Below are 18,821 nucleotides of genomic sequence, written 5' to 3'. Positions count from 1 at the left end.
ATGCACCACCCTCCCCGCGCCCGGTGCGGCACCCCCACCGCGTTGGCGATGCTGCTGGCGCTCGGCGCGGCGGCCCCGGCGGCTGCGCAGGGCGATGCGTCGCGCGACGCCGGAATGCAGAGCCCGGCGCTGCGTTCGCGCACCCCGGTGACGCTGAACTTCGTCAACGCCGACATCGACGCGGTCAGCCGGGCGATGAGCGCGATGATCGACCGCGCGATCGTCGTCGACCCGCGCGTGCGCGGCGCGATCACGCTGTACAGCGAGCAGCCGCAGACGGTGCGCCAGGCCTACCTCAGCTTCCTGGCGGCGCTGCGCGGGCTGGGCTTCACGGTGGTCGAGAACAACGGCCTGCTCAAGGTGGTGCCCGAGGCCGACGCCAAGCTGCAGACCGGCACCGTGTCGGTCGACGCGCCGACCGCGCGCGGCGACACCATCCTCACGCAGATCTTCCGCCTGAGCTACGAGAACCCGAACAACCTGGTGGCGATCCTGCGCCCGCTGATCAGTCCGAACAACACGATCAACGCGAACCCGGCGAGCGCGTCGCTGGTGATCACCGACTACGCCGACAACCTGCAGCGCATCGCGAAGATCATCGCCGCGCTCGACCAGCCCTCGGCCGCCGACGTCGAGGTGGTGCCGCTGAAACACGCGGTCGCGGCCGACCTGGCGCCACTGGTGCAGCGCCTGGCCGCCGACGGCGGCCAGGCGCTGGTGCCCGGCGCGCCGGCCGCCGCGATCGGCGGCGGCGCGGTGCAGGTGCTGCCCGACGGGCGTGCCAACGCGCTGATCGTGCGCGCGCCGAACAACGCGCGCCTGGGCCAGGTGCGCGCGCTGATCGACAAGCTCGACGTGCCCGCCGCCGGCGCCGGCCCGGCGGGCCAGATCTGGGTCGTGCACCTGAAGAACGCCGACGCAACCAAGCTCGCCACGGTGCTGCGTGCGGCCTTCGCGACGGGCGGCGCCAGCGGGGCTGGTGGCGCGGCGTCGGCCGCGCCGGCCGCGCCCACCGCGCCGACGACACCGGCGACGGCCGGCCTGACGGGCGCCGCGGCGACGCCGGCCGCCGCGCCGCTGGCCGCGTCGACCGGGCCGTCGACCGGCGGTTTCGTGCAGGCCGACCCGTCGACCAACTCGCTGATCATCACCGCGCCCGAGCCGATGTACCGGCAGATCCGCGCGATGATCGAGCAGCTCGACACGCGCCGCGCGCAGGTCTACATCGAGAGCATGATCGTCGAGGTCAAGGGCGACAACGCCGCCGACTTCGGTTTCCAGTGGCAGGGGCTGCTGGGCAGCAAGGGCGACCGCTTCGTCGCCGGCACCGGCACCAACTTCGGCAGCACCGGCAACATCATCGGCATCACCACCGGCACCGCCGGCGGCAACGTCGAGGGCGTTTCGCTGGGCGAGGGGCTGAACTTCGCGCTGCTGCGCAACTACGGGGGCACCTACGCGCTGGCGGCGATCGCGCGCATGCTGCAGAGCCAGACCAACACCAACATCGTCTCGACGCCGAACCTGATCACGCTCGACAACGAGGAGGCGAAGATCGTCGTCGGCGCCAACGTGCCCTTCGTCACCGGCCAGTTCACCAACACCGGCACCGGCGCGGTGACCAACCCGTTTCAGACCATCGAGCGCAAGGACGTCGGGCTGACGCTGCGCATCAAGCCGCAGATCGGCGAGGGCGGCAGCGTGCGCATGACGATCTACCAGGAGTCGTCGAGCGTCGACGCGCGCGTCGCGCCGGGCACCTCGAACGCCGGCCCGTCGACGAGCAAGCGCTCGATCGAGTCGACGGTGGTCGTCGACGACGGCGCGATCCTCGTGCTCGGGGGGCTGATCGAGGACCGCTTCGAGGAGAGCCGCTCGCAGGTGCCGGTGCTCGGCGACCTGCCGGTCGTCGGCGGGCTGTTCCGCAACCAGAACCGCACCAAGCAGCGCACCAACCTGATGGTGTTCCTGCGCCCGGTGATCATGCGCGACGCCGACAGCAGCGCGCGCCTGTCGCTGGACCGCTACGACCTGATCCGCGCGCAGCAGAAGGACGCGCAGCCGACGCCGAGCCAGGTGCTGCCGATCAACGAGGCCCCGGTGCTGCCGCCGATGCGCGAGGCGCCGGCGGCGCCGCCCGCGACACCGCCGCTGGCGCCGCCTGCGCCGTCCGCCCCGGCAGCGGCCGCGGCTGCCCCGCCGCAGCCACCGTCGGGCACGGTGTTGCCCAGCGGACAAGTCGTGCCCTGAGGCCGTCACGATGGGCGCGCGCCACCCGCTGCCGTACGCCTTCGCGAAGGCGAACACGCTGCTGCTCGAGGACGACGGCCGCACGCTGACGCTGTGGGCCGGCGAGACCACGCCGCCGGCGGCGCTGTCCGAGGTGCTGCGCGTGTTCGACGTCGAGGCCTTCGAGCGCGAGGCCTCGGCGACGCTGGCGCAGCGCATCGCCGCCGCCTACGCCGGGGGCGAGTCGAGCGCCGCGGCGGTGGTCGGGGAGGTCGAGAGCGCGGTCGACCTGTCGCGCCTGATGCAGGACCTTCCCGCCGTCGAGGACCTGCTCGAGGCCGCCGACGACGCCCCGATCATCCGCATGCTCAACGCGCTGCTGACACAGGCGGCCAAGGACGGCGCGAGCGACATCCACATCGAGCCGTACGAGCGCAGCTCGAGCGTGCGCTTCCGCGTCGACGGCACGCTGCGCGAGGTGGTGCAGCCGAACAAGGCGCTGCACGCGGCGCTGATCAGCCGGCTGAAGATCATGGCCGAGCTCGACATCGCCGAGAAGCGCCTGCCGCAGGACGGGCGCATCAGCCTGCGCATCGGCCAGCGCGCGATCGACGTGCGCGTCTCGACGCTGCCCAGCGCGCACGGCGAGCGCGCCGTGCTGCGCCTGCTCGACAAGAGCGAGAGCCGCTTCACGCTCGAGGGCCTGGGCATGAGCGGCGACGTGCTGGCGGGCTTTCGCCGGCTGGTGCAGCAGCCGCACGGCATCGTGCTCGTCACCGGCCCCACCGGCAGCGGCAAGACGACCACGCTGTACGCCTCGCTGCTGACCGTGGACACCGCGACCACCAACGTGCTCACCGTCGAGGACCCGATCGAGTACGAGCTGCCGGGCATCGGCCAGACGCAGGTCAACCCGAAGATCGAGCTGACCTTCGCGAAGGCGCTGCGCGCGATCCTGCGCCAGGACCCCGACGTGATCATGATCGGCGAGATCCGCGACTTCGAGACCGCGCAGATCGCGATCCAGGCCTCCCTCACCGGGCACCTGGTGCTGGCCACGCTGCACACCAACGACGCGCCCAGCGCGGTGACGCGGCTGACCGACATGGGCGTCGAGCCGTTCCTGCTGTCGAGCTCGCTGCTGGGCGTGCTCGCGCAGCGCCTGGTGCGCAAGCTGTGCCCCGGGTGCCGGCGGCGCGACGACCGCGGGCGCTACCACCCGGTGGGCTGCGCCGCCTGCGGGCACACCGGCTACAAGGGCCGCACCGGCGTGTACGAGCTGATGGTCGCCGACGACAAGGTGCGCTCGCTGATCCACGCGCGCGCCGCCGAGAGCCAGCTGTTCGTCGCCGCCGAGGCCGCCGGGCTGCGCTCGATGCGCGAGGACGGCGAGCGGCTGGTCGCCGAGGGCATCACGTCGCCGGAGGAGGTCATGCGCGTGACCCGCGACTGACGCGATGCCCGCATACAGGTTCGAGGCGCTCGACGCCGCCGGCAAGCCGACCACCGGCCTGCTCGAGGCCGACAACGCGAAGGCCGCGCGCGCCCAGCTGCGCGCGCAGGCGCTGGTGCCGCTGGCGGTGGCGCCGGTGGCCGCCGGCGACGCGCGCGCGGTGCGCTTCGGGCGGCGCGTGTTCGGCGCGACCACGCTGGCGGTGTGGACGCGCCAGCTCGCGGGCCTGGTCGCCTCGGGACTGCCGCTCGAGCGCGCGCTGACCGCGCTCGCCGACGAAGCCGACGACACCCGCCAGCGCGAGCTGGTGGCGCACCTGCGCGCCGAGGTCAACGCCGGCAGCACGTTCGCGCGCGCGCTGGCCGCGGCGCCGCGCGAGTTCGACGACGTCTATCGCGCGGTGGTCGCCGCCGGCGAGCACAGCGGCGCGCTCGGCGCGGTGCTCGAACGCCTGGCCGACGACCTCGAGGCGCGCCAGGCGCTCAAGGCCAAGCTGGTCGGCGCGACGCTGTACCCGGCGATCGTCTCGGTGATCGCGGTGGCGATCGTGGTGTTCCTCGTCACCTACGTCGTGCCGCAGGTGGCCAGCGTGTTCGCCGGTTCGAAGCGCGCGCTGCCGGCGCTGACGGTGGCGATGCTGGCGGTCAGCGACTTCGTGCGCCACTGGGGCTGGCTGGTGCTGCTGGCGCTGGCCGCCGGCGGCGCGGCGCTGGTGCTGGCGCTGCGCAGCGACGCGTTCCGCGAGCGGTTCGACGCCGGCTGGCTGAAGCTGCCGCTGGTCGGGCGCCTGGCGCGCGGCTACAACGCGGCGCGCTTCGCCGGCACGCTGGCGATGCTCGCCGGCGCCGGCGTGCCGATCCTCAAGGCGCTGCAGGCCGCCGCCGAGACGCTGGGCAACCGCGCGATGCGCGCCGACGCGATGGACGCGCTGGTGCAGGTGCGCGAAGGCGCACCGCTGGCCGCGGCGCTGGCCGCGAAGAAGCGTTTTCCCGGCCTGCTGGCGATGTTCGCGCGCCTCGGCGAACAGACCGGCACACTGCCGCAGATGCTGCAGCGCGCCGCCGGCCAGCAGGGCGCCGAAGTGCAGCGCCGCGCGCTGGCGCTGGCGACGATCCTCGAGCCGCTTCTGATCGTCGTGATGGGCGTGCTGGTGATGCTGATCGTGCTCGCCGTGCTGCTGCCGATCATCCAGCTCAACACCTGGGTGCGCTGAGCCCGGCGCGCACCTTGCGGCCAGTTGTCGGGAATTCCCCCGTTGCTCCGGGGTTGAAACCCACCCCGGTTTGCTTGAATCATAGGCACGTGTGCATGGTCTGGAGGTGTGCATGTCGTCGTCGCACGAACTGGTTCCGGTCGACCGCCCGGCGATCCCGATCGCCCAGATGCGCAACGTCTACCGCGTCGGCGACGTCGAGAAGCGGCTGGCCAAGCTGCCGCCGAAGGAGCACGAGTCGCTGCGTGCCACGTACGAGCGCATGCTCGAAAAGGGCCCCGAGCGCTTCCAGGTCAAGCCGGCCGGGCTGCTGGCGATGGACCACCTGTACGACGAGCTGCCGAACTTCCACCCGGCGCTCGACGACGTGAAGCGCCAGCTCGCGCTGTGCCACGACAGCCGCGATGCGCTCGAGATCACGCCGATGCTGCTGCTGGGCCCGCCCGGCGTCGGCAAGACGCACTTCGCGCGCGAGGTCGCGCAGCTGCTGGGCACCGGGCTGGGCTTCGTCTCGATGAGCTCGCTGACCGCCGGATGGGTGCTCTCGGGCGCCTCCAGCCAGTGGAAGGGGGCACGCCCGGGCAAGGTGTTCGAGACGCTGGTCGACGGCAACTACGCCAACCCGGTGATGGTCGTCGACGAAATCGACAAGGCGCGCGGCGAACACGCCTACGACCCGCTGGGCGCGCTGTACAGCCTGCTCGAGCACGACACCGCGCACCACTTCACCGACGAGTTCGCCGAGGTCGCGATCGACGCCAGCCAGGTGATCTGGGTCGCCACCGCCAACGACGAGCGCGCGATCCCCGAACCGATCCTCAACCGCATGAACGTGTTCGAGGTGCAGATGCCCGACCGCGACGCGGCGCGCACGATCGCGCTGCGGCTGTACGCGGGCATCCGGCAGGCCCACGCGTGGGGCGAGCGTTTCGACCCGCAGCCGGTCGACGCGGTGCTCGAGCGCATGGCCGAGCTGGCGCCGCGCGAGATGCGCCGCGCGTGGATGACCGCCTTCGGCAACGCCCGGCTCGACGGCCGCGACGCCGTCGAGGTGCGCGACCTGCCCGAGGCGGGCGCCAAGCGCGCGCCGATCGGGTTCGTGCACTGAGCCCGCGCCGCCGCGGGCCGGTGCCGCGCGGCGGCTTACCATCGGCCGCATGCCCGCGTCCCTCGAAGGTCGACTCGTCGTCGCGATCTCGTCGCGCGCGCTGTTCGACTTCGAGGACGAGAACCGCGTCTTCGAGGCCGGCGACGACCGCGCCTACATGCAGCTGCAGCTGGCGCGGCTCGACGAACCCGCTCCGCCGGGCGTCGCGTTCTCGCTGGTGCACAAGCTGCTGGCGTTCAACGCCGATGGCGCCGAGCGCGAGCGCGTCGAGGTGGTCGTGCTGTCGCGCAACGACCCGGTGTCGGGGCTGCGCGTGTTCCGCTCGGCGCGCCACTACGCGCTGGCGATCGACCGCGGCGTGTTCACCCGCGGCGAGAGCCCGTGGCGCTACCTGCGCCCGCTGAAGGCCAACCTGTTCCTGTCGGCCAACGAGGCCGACGTGCGCGCCGCGCTGGCCGCCGGCGTGCCGGCCGCGCGCGTGTACCCGCACAGCGCGCGCGCGTCGCAGCGCCACCCACACGAAGTGCGCATCGCCTTCGACGGCGACGCGGTGCTGTTCTCCGACGAGGCCGAGCGGGTGTTCCGCAGCGGCGGCATCGACGCGTTCCACGACCACGAGCACGCGCGCGCCGCGACGCCGCTGGCGCCGGGGCCGTTCAAGCCGTTGCTCGAGGCGCTGCACCGGCTGCAGCAGCAGCCGGCGCCGCGCATGCGCATCCGCACCGCGCTGGTCACCGCGCGCAGCGCGCCGGCGCACGAGCGCGCGATCCGCACGCTGATGGACTGGCGCATCGACGTCGACGAGGCGATGTTCCTCGGCGGCCTGCCGAAGGGCGAGTTCCTGCGCGAGTTCGAGCCCGACTTCTTCTTCGACGACCAGACCGGCCACGTCGAGCACGCGGCGTCGCACGTGCCCGCCGGGCACGTCGCGGCCGGGGTCGCGAACCCGACGCCCGACGCCGCCCCCCTGCGCGGCGCTCAGCCGTAGCGGCGCAGCCGCTCGAGGTCGATCACGCGCACGCCGCCGTACTCGATGCGGATCAGCTGCTGCTGCTGCAGGTGCCCGAGGGCGACGTTGACACGCTGACGCGACAGCCCGACGAGGTAACCCAGCTCCTGCTGCGTGATGCGCAGCAGCTCGCCGACCCCCGGATACAGCACCGGGTGGAACAGCGCGGCCAGGCTGCGCGCGACGCGCTGGTCAGGCTCGGTCAGGCGGTCGATCTCGCGCGCGCCGATGAACTGGCCCAGCCGTTCGTTGAGTTGCATCATCACGAAGCGGTTGAAGCCGATGCTGCGGTCGAGCAGCCAGTCGAAGGTGGCCACCGTCAGCCCGGCGACCACGCTGCGCCGCAGCGCCTGGATGTTGTAGCGGTACGGCTCGTGCTTGAGCACCGTGCCTTCGCCGAACCAGCCGCCGGGGGGCAGCCCGGTGAAGGTCATCGGCAGGCCCAGCGCGCTGTCGTTGCTCATCTTCAGCAGCCCGTCGATCAGCCCGAACCAGTAGGTCACCGGACGGCCGACCCGGCACACGTACTCGCCGACCTCGACGTCGACCACGCGCAGGTCGGCCTCGGCACGCGCACGCTCGACGCGGTCGAGCGTGCGCAGCCACGGGATGCTGCGCAGCTCGACGGCATGCGGCGCGCGCGAGCGCGCCAGCAGCGCCGTTGCCGGCACGACGCCGGATCTCACCTCGGGAAAAGCCGCATAGGACAAGCCCGCAGATTGTCGTCGCAACGACAACCCGGCGTCAAACATGTTCCCAGAATCGGACCCCTCAGGACGCCACGGTCCCGGGGTGCCCACGCGCCCCTGCCCCTCGTCCGCAGGAGACCGCAGTGACCGCCACGTTCCCCCGCCTGTTGCTCGAGCACGCCGTCAAGCGCCCGCAGGCGCCGGCGCTGCGCGAGAAGGTGTACGGCATCTGGCAGACGCTGACCTGGGCCGCGCTGGCGACGCTGGTGCGCCAGCTCGCCTGCGGGCTCGAGCAGGCCGGGCTGAAGCGCGGCGACCACATCGTGATCGTCGGCGAGAACCGCCCTCGCCTGTACGCCGCGATGCTGGCTTCGCAGGCGCTCGGCGCCGTGCCGGTGCCGCTGTACCAGGACGCGGTGGCGGCGGAGTTCGTCTACCCGATCCGCAACGCCGAGGTCGACTTCGCGATCGTCGAGGACCAGGAGCAGGTCGACAAGATGCTCGAGATCCGCGCGCAGTGCCCGCAGCTGGCGCGCATCTGGTACGACGACCCGCGCGGGCTGCGCAACTACGCCGAGCCAGGGCTGGCGTCGCTCGACGTGCTGCTCGCCGCCGGCGCCGAGCACGACAAGCAGCACCCGCGGCTGTTCGACGACGAGGTCGCCAAGGGGCGCGCCGACGACGTCGCGGCGATGTTCTTCACCTCGGGCACCACCGGCAACCCGAAAGGCGTGGTGCACACGCATTTCACGCTGCTCGACCGCGCCAGCGCCGGCGCGCGCTTCGACAGGCTGACCGAGCACGAGGAGGTGCTCGCCTACCTGCCGCCGGCGTGGATCGGGCAGAACATCTTCAGCTACGCCCAGTGGCTGGCCTGCGGCTACGTGGTCAACTGCCCCGAGTCGTCGAGCACGGTGACGATCGACCTGAAGGAGATCGGGCCGACCTACTACTTCGCGCCGCCACGCATCTTCGAGGCGCTGCTGACCAGCGTGATGATCCGCATGGAGGACGCCGGCGCGATCAAGCGCTGGCTGTTCCACAGGTACATGGAGCTGGCCAGACGCGTCGGCCCGGCGCGCATGGACGGCAGGCCCGTGGGCACGTTCGACCGGCTGAACTACGCGCTGGGCAACCTGCTGATCTACGGCCCGCTGCGCAACACGCTGGGCTTCAGCCGCGTGCGCGTGGCCTACACCGCCGGCGAGGCGATCGGCCCCGACCTGTTCACCTTCTACCGCTCGATCGGCATCAACCTGAAGCAGCTGTACGGCAGCACCGAGACCGCGGTATTCGTCTGCCTGCAGCCCGACCACGAGGCCAAGGCCGACACGGTGGGCGTGCCGATCGAGGGCGTCGAGATCAGGCTCGCCGACAACGGCGAGATCCTCGTCAAGTCGGCCGGGCTGCTGAAGGAGTACTACAAGAACCCCGAGGCCACCGCCGAGGTGCTCACGCCCGACGGCTGGTACCACACCGGCGACGCCGGTTTCCTCGACGCCGGGGGACACCTGAAGATCATCGACCGCGCGAAGGACGTCGGCCGCATGGCCGACGGCGCGATGTTCGCGCCCAAGTACATCGAAAACAAGCTCAAGTTCTTCCCGCACATCAAGGAGGCGGTGGCCTTCGGCGACCAGCGCGACAAGGTCTGCGCCTTCGTCAACATCGACTTCGAGGCGGTGGGCAACTGGGCCGAGCGACGCAACTTGCCGTACGCCGGCTACACCGACCTCGCGTGCAAGAAGGAGGTGCTCGAACTGGTCCGCGAGTGCGTCGAGAAGGTCAACGCCGACCTCGCCGCCGACGACAAGCTCGCCGGCAGCCAGATCAGCCGCTTCCTGGTGCTGCACAAGGAGCTCGACGCCGACGACGGCGAGCTCACGCGCACGCGCAAGGTGCGCCGCGGCTACATCGGCGACAAGTACCGGGTGCTCGTCGACGCGATGTACGGCGGCAAGAGCGAGCAGTACATCGAGACGCAGGTCAAGTTTGAGGACGGGCGCACCGGCAGCGTGTCGGCGACGCTGAGGATCGTCGACGCCAAGACGTATCCGGCACTGCGGAGGGCGGCTTGAACGACGCCGCGGCAGCGTCGGACGCGCGCGTCGACGCCGGCGCGCGCCAGCGCCGCGTCGGCGACGTGATCCTCGAGGTGAGGAACATCTCGCTGCGCTTCGGCGGCGTGAAGGCGCTGACCGACATCAGCTTCGACGTGCGCGAGCACGAGGTGCGCGCGATCATCGGGCCCAACGGCGCCGGCAAGAGCAGCATGCTCAACTGCATCAACGGCGTGTACCAGCCGCAGGAGGGATCGATCACGTTCCGCGGCAAGACCTTCAGCCACATGAACTCGCGTCAGGTCGCCGAGATGGGCGTGGCGCGCACGTTCCAGAACCTGGCGCTGTTCAAGGGCATGAGCGTGCTCGAGAACATCATGACCGGGCGCAACCTGCGCATGAAGTCGAACCTCTTCCAGCAAGCGATCCGCTGGGGCGCCGCCGAGCGCGAGGAGACCGAGCACCGCGCCTTCGTCGAGAAGATCATCGACTTCCTCGAGATCCAGGCCTACCGCAAGACGCCGGTCGGCCGCCTGCCCTACGGCCTGCAGAAGCGCGTGGACCTGGGCCGTGCGCTGGCGATGGAGCCGCAGGTGCTGCTGCTCGACGAGCCGATGGCCGGCATGAACGTCGAGGAGAAGCAGGACATGAGCCGCTTCATCCTCGACGTCAACGACGAGTACGGCACCACCGTCGTGCTGATCGAGCACGACATGGGCGTCGTGATGGACATCAGCGACCGCGTCGTCGTGCTCGACTACGGCAGGAAGATCGGCGACGGCACGCCCGACGAGGTGCGCAGCAACCCCGACGTGATCAGCGCCTACCTGGGCACCTCCCACTGAAGGCTGGCCATGGGATTCTTCATCGAGACCCTGTTCGGCGGCCTGATGGCCGGCATGCTGTACTCGCTGATCGCACTGGGCTTCGTGCTGATCTTCAAGGCCAGCGGGGTGTTCAACTTCGCGCAGGGCGCGATGGTGCTGTTCGCGGCGCTCGCGATGGCGCGCTTCTCGGAGTGGTTCCCGGCACTGCTGGGCTTCGACAGCAAGCTGCTGGCCAACCTGCTGGCGTTCGTCGCCGCGATGGCGGTGATGATCGTCGTTGCCTGGCTGGTCGAGAAGCTGGTGCTCGGCCGGCTGGTCAACCAGGAGGGCATCACGCTGCTGATGGCCACGCTGGGCATCACCTACTTCCTCGACGGCTTCGGCCAGACCATCTTCGGCAGCGACATCTACAAGATCGACGTCGGCCTGCCGAAGGACCCGATCTTCCTGTTCGAGAGCCTGTTCGAGGGCGGCGTGCTGATCAACAAGGAAGACCTGTACGCCGCGGTGATCGCCGCCGCGCTGGTTGCGCTGCTGAGCCTGTTCTTCCAGAAGACCGCCACCGGCCGCGCGCTGCGCGCGGTGGCCGACGACCACCAGGCGGCGCAGTCGATCGGCATCCCGCTCAACCGCATCTGGGTGATCGTCTGGAGCGTCGCCGGCTTCGTGGCGCTGGTGGCCGGCATCATCTGGGGCAGCAAGCTGGGCGTGCAGTTCTCGCTGAGCCTGGTCGCGCTGAAGGCGCTGCCGGTGGTGATCCTCGGTGGGCTGACCTCGGTGCCCGGCGCGATCGTCGGCGGGCTGATCATCGGCGTGGGCGAGAAGCTGTCCGAGGTCTACATCGGGCCGATGCTCGGCGGCGGCATCGAGATCTGGTTCGCCTACGTGCTCGCGCTCGCGTTCCTGCTGGTGCGTCCGCAGGGCCTGTTCGGCGAAAAGATCATTGACCGCGTATGAACGCGGGCAATGATTCTTCGGCGAAGGCCAACTTGCCGCAGGCAAGTTAAGCGAAGCGGGCCGAAGCCGAAAGATCAACGAGACATCCATGTTCTACCGAGAAAACGGCCAGTACAAGACCAGCTACCGCGCCGACCAGCAGATCTTCCCGATCCGGCAGGATCGCTGGACCATCGCGATCCTGCTGGCGGTCGCGTTCGTCGCGGTGCCGCTGCTGGCCGACGAGTACCTGCTGCGCGCGATCCTGATCCCGTTCCTGATCCTGTCGCTGGCCGCGCTCGGGCTGAACGTGCTGGTTGGCTACTGCGGCCAGATCTCGCTGGGCGCCGGCGCGTTCATGGCGGTGGGCGCCTACGCGGCGTACAACTTCTTCGTGCGCGTCGAGGGCATGCCGATGCTCGTGGCGGTGCTGCTCGGCGGCCTGCTCGCCACCGGCGTCGGTGTCGTGTTCGGCGTCCCGTCGCTGCGCATCAAGGGGCTGTACCTCGCGGTGGCCACGCTGGCCGCGCAGTTCTTCGTCGACTGGGCCTTCCTGCGCATCGGCTGGTTCACCAACCACTCGCCGTCCGGGTCGGTGTCGGTCGCCGGGCTCAGCGTGTTCGGCCTGCCGGTGGCCACGCCGCAGGAGAAGTACCTGTTCTGCCTGGCCCTGGTGACGGTGTTCGCGCTGCTGGTGAAGAACCTGGTGCGCGGTCACATCGGCCGCGAGTGGATGGCGATCCGCGACATGGACGTCGCCGCCGCGGTGATCGGCATCCGGCCGGTGTACGCCAAGCTCACCGCGTTCGCCGTCAGCTCGTTCATCATCGGTGTGGCCGGCGCGCTGTGGGCCTTCATCTACCTCGGCTCGTGGGAGCCGGCGGCGTTCAACATCAACCGCTCGTTCGACCTGCTGTTCATGATCATCATCGGCGGGCTCGGCTCGGTGATGGGCAGCTTCTTCGGCGCCGCGTTCATCGTCTTGCTGCCGATCGTGCTCGACCAGCTGCTGCCGGCCATGGGATCGCTGCTCGGCATCCCGATCAACACGGCGACCGTCTCGCACATCGTCTTCATGATCTTCGGCAGCCTGATCGTGTTCTTCCTCATCGTCGAGCCGCACGGCCTCGCGCGGCTGTGGTCGATCGGCAAGGAGAAGCTGCGCCTGTGGCCGTTCCCGCACTGAGACCGCCGTCGAAACCCCCGAGATCGACGATGCCCTTCATCCGAATGCGCCGCCACCCAGCGACGACACCGTGCACCGACAAGTGCGCTTTTCTCTAGACCACTGGAGGTAGACATGAAACTGAAGTCCCTTGCAGCAGCCGTCGCGGTCGCGGCGGCAGGTGCCTCGCTGTTCGGCGCCACGCCTGCGTTCGCGCAGGCGAAGGAGCAGTTCTTCCCCGGCCTGCCGTACCGCACCGGGCCCTACGGCCCGAACGGCGCGCCGTGGGCCAACGGCTACGCCGACTACCTGAAGCTGGTCAACGCCAAGGGCGGCATCAACGGCGTGAAGATCGTCTACGAGGAGTGCGAGACCGGCTACGACACCGCCAAGGGCGTCGAGTGCTACGAGCGCCTGAAGGGCAAGCACGGCGGCGCGACGCTGTTCCAGCCGCTGTCCACCGGCATCACCTTCGCGCTCACCGACAAGGCCCCGGTCGACAAGATCCCGCTGATCACCGCCGGCTACGGACGCAGCGAGTCGCAGGACGGCCTGGTGTTCGGCTGGAACTTCCCGCTGGCCGGCACCTACTGGGTCGGCGCCGACGTGCTGGTGCAGCACATCGCGAAGAAGGAGGGCGGCTTCGACAAGCTCAAGGGCAAGAAGATCACGCTCGTCTACCACGACAGCCCGTACGGCAAGGAGCCGATCGCGCTGCTGCAGGAGCGCAGCAGGGCGCACGGCTTCGACCTGCAGCTGCTGCCGGTCACGCACCCCGGGGTCGAGCAGAAGGCGACCTGGCTGCAGATCCGCCAGTCCCGGCCCGACTACGTGTTCCTGTGGGGCTGGGGCGTGATGAACTCGGTGGCGCTGAAGGAGGCGCAGGCCACGGGATTCCCGCGCGAGAAGATGTACGGTGTGTGGTGGTCGGCCGCCGAGCCCGACGTGAAGGACCTCGGCGAGGCCGCCAAGGGCTACAACGGCCTGGCGATGCAGCACGGCGCGCACCCCAACGCCAAGGTCACGAAGGACATCCTGGCGATGGTGCACGACAAGGGCCAGGGCACGGGCCCGAAGGAAGAGGTCGGCTCGGTGCTGTACATGCGCGGCGCGATGAGCGCGATGCTCGCCGTCGAGGGCGTCAAGCGCGCGCAGGAGCGTTACGGCAAGGGCAAGTGGATGACCGCCGAGCAGACCCGCTGGGGCCTGGAGAACCTCTCGCTGGACGCGAAGAAGCTCGAGGCGCTGGGCTTCGCCGAGGTGATGCGGCCGGTGTCGACCACCTGCGCCGATCACATGGGGCCGGCCTGGGCGCGCATCCACACCTGGGACGGCAAGGCGTGGCAGTTCACGTCGGACTGGTACCAGGCCGACGAGGCCATCCTCAAGCCGCTGGTCAAGGCCACGGCGGCCAAGTACGCCGCGGAGAAGAAGATCACGCCGCGCACCGCGGCGGACTGCCAGTCCTGACCCTCCGGCGAGGCGGCTCGCGCCGCCTCGCCGATGGGACACGAAGGGGCCCTTTCGGTCCCCAAGGGGCGCCGCCAGCGGCCCGGCGAAGCCGGATCCGCGGCGGCCGCCTGCAACCGGCGCCGGACCATGTCGAACATCCTCCTCAACGTCAACGGCATCGAGGTCATCTACAACCACGTGATCCTCGTGCTCAAGGGCGTGTCGCTGCAGGTGCCCGAGGGCGGCGTCGTCGCGCTGCTCGGTGGCAACGGCGCGGGTAAGACGACGACGCTGCGCGCGGTGAGCAACCTGCTCGCCGGCGAGCGCGGCGAGGTCACCAAGGGCTCGATCGAGTACGGCGGCGAGCGCATCGAGAGGCTGTCGACCGCCGAGATGGTCGACCGCGGCGTGATCCAGGTGATGGAAGGCCGCCACTGCTTCGCTCACCTGACCATCGAGGAGAACCTGATGACCGGCGCGTACACGCGCCGCGACGGCAAGGCCGCGGTGGCGCAGACGCTGGACAAGGTCTACACGTACTTCCCCCGCCTGAAGCAGCGTCGCACGTCGCAGGCCGCCTACACCTCGGGCGGCGAGCAGCAGATGTGCGCGATCGGCCGCGCGCTGATGGCCAACCCGAAGATGGTGCTGCTCGACGAGCCGAGCATGGGCCTGGCGCCGCAGATCGTCGAGGAGGTGTTCGAGATCGTCAAGGACCTCAACACCAAGGAACGCGTGACCTTCCTGCTCGCCGAGCAGAACACCAACATGGCGCTGCGCTATGCCGACTACGGCTACATCCTCGAGAACGGGCGCATCGTCATGGACGGCGAGGCCAAAGCGCTGCGCGAGAACGAGGACGTCAAGGAGTTCTACCTGGGCATGGGCGGCGGCGACCGCAAGAGCTTCCGCGACGTCAAGAGCTACAAGCGCCGCAAACGCTGGTTGTCATGATCCCCCCCGAAGCGCCTACGGCGCCTCCCCCCGGGGGGGGCGCCGCCAGCGGACCGGCGAAGCCGGATCCGCGGCGGCCGCCTGACCGGGTCGCCCTTGGCTTGAACGCCGCCGCTCGTGGCGCGAGAAAAGGCGGCCATGAGTGACGACTGGGGCTTCGCGCCGCCGTTCAAGGCCGATGAAGCGTTGGCCGGCCTGAAGCGCAGCCTGCGCGAGCTCGGGCTGGCCGAGCGCGAGGGGCGCTTCGAGCGCCGCGGCGTCGCGATCGCGAGGGTCGCCGTCGACGGCGCGACGATCGCGGCGGCGCTGGTGCGCAAGCCGTCGCGCACCAGCCCCGAGTGGCAGGCGCGGACGCTGAAGTCCGGCGCCGACGTGCGCGATTTCGTGGCCCACGTGAAGAAGCAACTCGCCGCCTGGAGCGACCGCGATGAGTGAGTACTACGACGCGCTGGAGACGCGCGAACCCGGCGAGCGCGAGGCCACCCTGCTCGCGGCGCTGCCGGCGCAGGTCGCGCGTGCGCAGGCCACCGCGGCGTTCGCACAGATCCTGGCCGGCGTCGACGCCGGCGCGGTGCGCTCGCGGGACGCGCTGGCCGCGCTGCCGGTGACGCGCAAGAGCGAACTGCTCGCGCGGCAGAAGGCCGCGCGCGAAGCCGGGGGCGACCCGTTCGGCGGCTTCGCCGCGGTCGGCTGGGCGACGCTGGGCAGCGTGCGCACGGCACGACGCGTGTTCCAGTCGCCCGGGCCGATCTACGAGCCCGAAGGCGAGGCGCGCGACTACTGGCGCTTCGGCCGCGCGCTGTTCGCCGCCGGCGTGCGCGCCGGCGACCTGGTGCACAACAGCTTCAGCTACCACCTCACGCCGGCCGGCTCGATGGTCGAGACCGGCGCGCACGCGATCGGCTGCACCGTGTTCCCGGGCGGCGTCGGCAACACCGAACTGCAGCTGCAGGCGATGGCCGAGTTGCGGCCACGGGCCTACGCCGGCACGCCGAGCTTCCTGCGCATCGTCTTCGAGAAGGCCGACGAGCTCGGCGTGCGCCTGCCCAGCCTGACCCGCGCCTCGGTCGGCGGCGAGGCGTTCCCGCCGGCGCTGCGCGACGCGCTGCGCGCGCGCGGCGTCGAGGGCTACCAGAGCTACGGCACCGCCGACGTCGGCCTCATCGCCTACGAGACGACGGCACGCGAGGGGCTGGTGCTCGACGAGGGCGTGCTGGTCGAGATCGTGCGCCCGGGCACCGGCGAGCCGGTGCCCGACGGCGAGGTCGGCGAGGTCGTCGTGACCACGCTGAACCCCGACTACCCGCTGATCCGCTTCGGCACCGGCGATCTGTCGGCGGTGCTGCCGGGCGGCTGCCCGACCGGGCGCACGAACCGCCGCATCCGCGGCTGGCTCGGCCGCGCCGACCAGACCGCCAAGGTGCGAGGCATGTTCGTGCACCCGAGCCAGGTCGCCGAGATCGTCAGGCGCCACCCGGAAGTGGCGCGGGCGCGACTGGTGATCGAAGGCGAAATGGCCGACGACCGCATGACGCTGCACGCCGAGGTCGCCGCCGCACCCGCGGCGCTGGTGCAGGCACTCGCGGCGACGATCCGCGACGTCACCAAGCTGCGCGGCGACGTGCGGATCGTCGCACCGGGCAGCCTGGCCAACGACGGCAAGGTCATCGACGACGCGCGCCGCTACGCGTGAGCCGGCGCTGCGGCTGCGGCGCCGCGATGCGGGATCGCCCCTACGTAGTTCCCGCGGCGCGACGGCGGGCCGCGTCGCTAGCATTGACCGTTGGACCAACTCGCCCTGGAGACCCCCGATGCTGAAGAAGACCCTGTTCGCTACGCTGGCGCTGGCCGCGGGTGCCGCGTTCGCCTACCCCGACAAGCCGATCACGATCGTCGTGCCGTTCGCCGCCGGCGGGCCCACCGACAAGGTCGCGCGCGACTTCGCCGAGGCGCTGCGCAAGCCGCTGGGTGGCGCGTCGATCGTCGTCGAGAACGTCGGCGGCGCCGGCGGCACGCTCGGGGCGAACAAAGTCGCCAAGGCGGCGCCGGACGGCCACACGCTGCTGCTGTACCACATCGGCATGTCGACCTCGGCGTCGCTGTACCGCAACCTGCCGTACAAGACGCTCGACGACTTCGAGTACCTGGGCATGATCAACGACGTGCCGATGACGCTGATCGGCCGCCCGACGCTGCCGGCCAACAACTACGCCGAGCTGGTCAAGTGGCTGGGCGACAACAAGGGCAAGGTGAACCTCGCCAACGCCGGGCTCGGCGCCGCGTCGCACCTGTGCGGGCTGCTGTTCCAGCAGAGCCTGAAGATGGAGATGACCACCGTGCCGTACAAGGGCACGGCGCCGGCGATGACCGACCTGATCGGCGGCCAGGTCGACATCATGTGCGACCAGACCACCAACACCACGCCGCAGATCGAGGGCGGCAAGGTCAAGGCCTACGCGGTGACGACGACCAGCCGGCTCACCACGCCGGCGCTGAAGAACCTGCCGACGCTCGACGAAGCCGGCCTGAAGGGCTTCAACGTGAGCATCTGGCACGGCCTGTACGCGCCCAAGGGCACGCCGAAGGCGGTGGTCGACAAGGTCAACGCGGCAATGCGCGAGGCGCTGAAGGACCCCGAGTTCATCAAGCGCCAGGAAGCGCTGGGCGCGGTGATCGTCACCGACGACCGCGTGACACCGGCCGGCCACAAGAAGTTCGTCGCCGCCGAGATCGACAAGTGGGGCGCGGCGATCAAGGCCGCCGGGCAGTACGCCGACTGACGACCCGCCCGAAGCGCCTTCGGCGCTTCCACCCGGCCGGCGTCGGGCGCGTCCTCACGGGCCACGGCGTGACCCCGCTCGGCAACGATGCAGGCACCGCGGCCGCCCGCGTGGATGACGCTTTCGTCGTTGTCGGCGGTGTGCGCCGGGCACTGTACGTGCTCGACAGCATCACCGAGGCGGTCGGCCGCGCCGAAGGCGCGGTGGTCGTCAGCGGTTCGCACGGCGGGCTCAGCGCCGGGCGTTTCGCGCTGCAGGCGCGCGTCGCTCTGGCGGTGTTCAACGACGCCGGCGTCGGCAAGGACGGCGCCGGCATCGCCGCGCTGGCGCTGCTCGATGCGCAGGATGTCGCCGCCTGCGCGGTGTCGCACGACAGCGCGTGCATCGGCAACGCGCGCTCGACGCTGCAGCACGGCGTGCTCTCGCACGTCAACGCCGCCGCGGCCGCGCTCGGCGCCCGGCCCGGGCTCGCGTTGCGCGACTGGCTGCACCCCGACTGACGCCGCCGCGCACCCGCGCCGAAGACGCCGTGGCCGGCTCAGCGCGCCGCGCGGCAGACCACCGCGATCTTGTGCCCCTCGGGGTCGCGGAAGTAGGCGGCGTAGAAGTGGGGGCCGTAGTGCGGCCGCGGCCCCGGCGCGCCTTCGTCGTGCGCACCATGCGTCAGCGCCGTCGCGTGCACCGCGTGCACCTGCGCACGCGTGACCGCGTGCAGCGCGACCATCGTGCCGTTGCCGACCGAGGCCCGGCCGCCGTCGAACGGGCGGCACAGCCACAGCGACGCCGGTGCATCGTCGGCGCCACCGGGGCCCCAGCCGACGTAGGTGTCGTCGGTGTGGCAGCGCCGCTGGCCCAGCGGCGCGAGCACCGCATCGTAGAAGCGCGCCAGGCGCGGGGGGTCGTCGCTGCCCAGGGTCACGTAGCTGATCATCGTCGGCGGCCGGCG

The 18,821-nt window shown here is 70.8% G+C and carries 17 protein-coding genes; 15 read left to right on the top strand and 2 right to left on the bottom strand.

From position 1 onward, the window contains the following. The 5 genes from gspD (at nucleotide 1) to PKC53_RS03180 (ending at nucleotide 6,991) form a co-directional block, all read left to right on the top strand. Nucleotides 1-2,250 carry a type II secretion system secretin GspD gene (gene gspD, locus PKC53_RS03200; protein WP_324426230.1) on the top strand — a complete coding sequence of 750 codons (2,250 nt, stop codon included), beginning with the start codon at nucleotides 1-3 and terminating at the stop codon, nucleotides 2,248-2,250. A 10-nt stretch (nucleotides 2,251-2,260) separates the two neighbouring features. Then, a complete protein-coding gene (gene gspE, locus PKC53_RS03195; RefSeq protein WP_324426228.1) occupies nucleotides 2,261-3,682 on the top strand; it encodes a type II secretion system ATPase GspE in 1,422 nt (473 codons plus the stop codon). 4 nt (nucleotides 3,683-3,686) lie between these two features. Next, the gene (gene gspF / locus PKC53_RS03190) at nucleotides 3,687-4,895 is read left to right on the top strand and encodes a type II secretion system inner membrane protein GspF (protein WP_324426226.1); all 1,209 of its coding nucleotides are present in this window, start codon (nucleotides 3,687-3,689) and stop codon (nucleotides 4,893-4,895) included. 112 nt (nucleotides 4,896-5,007) lie between these two features. Beyond that, nucleotides 5,008-6,003 carry an AAA family ATPase gene (locus PKC53_RS03185; RefSeq protein ID WP_324426224.1) on the top strand — a complete coding sequence of 332 codons (996 nt, stop codon included), beginning with the start codon at nucleotides 5,008-5,010 and terminating at the stop codon, nucleotides 6,001-6,003. 49 nt (nucleotides 6,004-6,052) lie between these two features. Further along, a complete protein-coding gene (locus tag PKC53_RS03180; RefSeq protein WP_324426223.1) occupies nucleotides 6,053-6,991 on the top strand; it encodes a 5'-nucleotidase in 939 nt (312 codons plus the stop codon). On the opposite strand, the gene PKC53_RS03175 is transcribed toward PKC53_RS03180, so the two are convergent. Continuing rightward, on the bottom strand, nucleotides 6,982-7,698 hold the full coding sequence (locus PKC53_RS03175; protein WP_324426221.1) for a Crp/Fnr family transcriptional regulator: 717 nt from the start codon (nucleotides 7,696-7,698) through the stop codon (nucleotides 6,982-6,984). The two genes, PKC53_RS03180 and PKC53_RS03175, sit on opposite strands and share 10 nt — an antisense overlap. 146 nt (nucleotides 7,699-7,844) lie before the next feature. On the opposite strand from PKC53_RS03175, the gene PKC53_RS03170 reads away from it, so the two are divergent. The 10 genes from PKC53_RS03170 to PKC53_RS03125 all read left to right on the top strand — a co-directional run bounded on the left by PKC53_RS03170 (nucleotide 7,845) and on the right by PKC53_RS03125 (nucleotide 18,375). Beyond that, on the top strand, nucleotides 7,845-9,779 hold the full coding sequence (locus tag PKC53_RS03170) for an AMP-binding protein (RefSeq protein WP_324426218.1): 1,935 nt from the start codon (nucleotides 7,845-7,847) through the stop codon (nucleotides 9,777-9,779). Beyond that, entirely contained in the window at nucleotides 9,776-10,606 is an 831-nt protein-coding gene (locus PKC53_RS03165) for an ABC transporter ATP-binding protein (RefSeq protein WP_324426216.1), read from the top strand. The genes PKC53_RS03170 and PKC53_RS03165 overlap by 4 nt, the downstream gene beginning before the upstream one ends. 9 nt (nucleotides 10,607-10,615) lie before the next feature. Beyond that, nucleotides 10,616-11,545 (top strand): branched-chain amino acid ABC transporter permease, encoded by a 930-nt coding sequence (locus PKC53_RS03160; protein WP_324426214.1) that lies wholly within the window; start codon nucleotides 10,616-10,618, stop codon nucleotides 11,543-11,545. A gap of 88 nt (nucleotides 11,546-11,633) precedes the next feature. After that, entirely contained in the window at nucleotides 11,634-12,710 is a 1,077-nt protein-coding gene (locus PKC53_RS03155) for a branched-chain amino acid ABC transporter permease (protein WP_324426212.1), read from the top strand. Between the two features lie 114 nt (nucleotides 12,711-12,824). Further along, complete coding sequence (locus tag PKC53_RS03150; protein WP_324426210.1) at nucleotides 12,825-14,159, top strand: ABC transporter substrate-binding protein; 1,335 nt, start codon at nucleotides 12,825-12,827, stop codon at nucleotides 14,157-14,159. A gap of 129 nt (nucleotides 14,160-14,288) precedes the next feature. Next, the gene (locus PKC53_RS03145) at nucleotides 14,289-15,095 is read left to right on the top strand and encodes an ABC transporter ATP-binding protein (RefSeq protein WP_324426208.1); all 807 of its coding nucleotides are present in this window, start codon (nucleotides 14,289-14,291) and stop codon (nucleotides 15,093-15,095) included. A gap of 138 nt (nucleotides 15,096-15,233) precedes the next feature. After that, entirely contained in the window at nucleotides 15,234-15,530 is a 297-nt protein-coding gene (locus tag PKC53_RS03140) for a hypothetical protein (protein ID WP_324426206.1), read from the top strand. Continuing rightward, nucleotides 15,523-16,788 (top strand): AMP-binding protein, encoded by a 1,266-nt coding sequence (locus PKC53_RS03135; RefSeq protein WP_324426204.1) that lies wholly within the window; start codon nucleotides 15,523-15,525, stop codon nucleotides 16,786-16,788. The genes PKC53_RS03140 and PKC53_RS03135 overlap by 8 nt, the downstream gene beginning before the upstream one ends. 121 nt (nucleotides 16,789-16,909) lie before the next feature. Beyond that, nucleotides 16,910-17,875 (top strand): tripartite tricarboxylate transporter substrate binding protein BugD, encoded by a 966-nt coding sequence (locus PKC53_RS03130; protein WP_324426310.1) that lies wholly within the window; start codon nucleotides 16,910-16,912, stop codon nucleotides 17,873-17,875. A gap of 110 nt (nucleotides 17,876-17,985) precedes the next feature. Beyond that, nucleotides 17,986-18,375, top strand: coding sequence for a hypothetical protein (locus tag PKC53_RS03125; RefSeq protein WP_324426202.1), 390 nt, complete (start codon nucleotides 17,986-17,988; stop codon nucleotides 18,373-18,375). A gap of 38 nt (nucleotides 18,376-18,413) precedes the next feature. On the opposite strand, the gene PKC53_RS03120 is transcribed toward PKC53_RS03125, so the two are convergent. Then, nucleotides 18,414-18,806, bottom strand: coding sequence for a VOC family protein (locus PKC53_RS03120; protein ID WP_324426200.1), 393 nt, complete (start codon nucleotides 18,804-18,806; stop codon nucleotides 18,414-18,416). Between the last annotated feature and the right edge of the window lie 15 nt (nucleotides 18,807-18,821).

This window comes from Azohydromonas sp. (assembly GCF_035325925.1).
Lineage (GTDB): Bacteria > Pseudomonadota > Gammaproteobacteria > Burkholderiales > Burkholderiaceae_C > Calidifontimicrobium.
Note: the sequence above shows the minus strand (reverse complement) of the source record. Positions and strands in the feature narration are given on the sequence as shown.

Coding starts and splice junctions, on each gene's coding strand:
- PKC53_RS03145 (WP_324426208.1), top strand. CDS start 14,289: ATGTCGAACATCCTCCTCAACGTCAACGGCATCGAGGTCATCTACAAC.
- PKC53_RS03160 (WP_324426214.1), top strand. CDS start 10,616: ATGGGATTCTTCATCGAGACCCTGTTCGGCGGCCTGATGGCCGGCATG.
- PKC53_RS03185 (WP_324426224.1), top strand. CDS start 5,008: ATGTCGTCGTCGCACGAACTGGTTCCGGTCGACCGCCCGGCGATCCCG.
- gspE (WP_324426228.1), top strand. CDS start 2,261: ATGGGCGCGCGCCACCCGCTGCCGTACGCCTTCGCGAAGGCGAACACG.
- PKC53_RS03155 (WP_324426212.1), top strand. CDS start 11,634: ATGTTCTACCGAGAAAACGGCCAGTACAAGACCAGCTACCGCGCCGAC.
- gspF (WP_324426226.1), top strand. CDS start 3,687: ATGCCCGCATACAGGTTCGAGGCGCTCGACGCCGCCGGCAAGCCGACC.
- PKC53_RS03135 (WP_324426204.1), top strand. CDS start 15,523: ATGAGTGAGTACTACGACGCGCTGGAGACGCGCGAACCCGGCGAGCGC.
- PKC53_RS03140 (WP_324426206.1), top strand. CDS start 15,234: ATGAGTGACGACTGGGGCTTCGCGCCGCCGTTCAAGGCCGATGAAGCG.
- PKC53_RS03120 (WP_324426200.1), bottom strand. CDS start 18,806: ATGATCAGCTACGTGACCCTGGGCAGCGACGACCCCCCGCGCCTGGCG.
- PKC53_RS03180 (WP_324426223.1), top strand. CDS start 6,053: ATGCCCGCGTCCCTCGAAGGTCGACTCGTCGTCGCGATCTCGTCGCGC.
- gspD (WP_324426230.1), top strand. CDS start 1: ATGCACCACCCTCCCCGCGCCCGGTGCGGCACCCCCACCGCGTTGGCG.
- PKC53_RS03150 (WP_324426210.1), top strand. CDS start 12,825: ATGAAACTGAAGTCCCTTGCAGCAGCCGTCGCGGTCGCGGCGGCAGGT.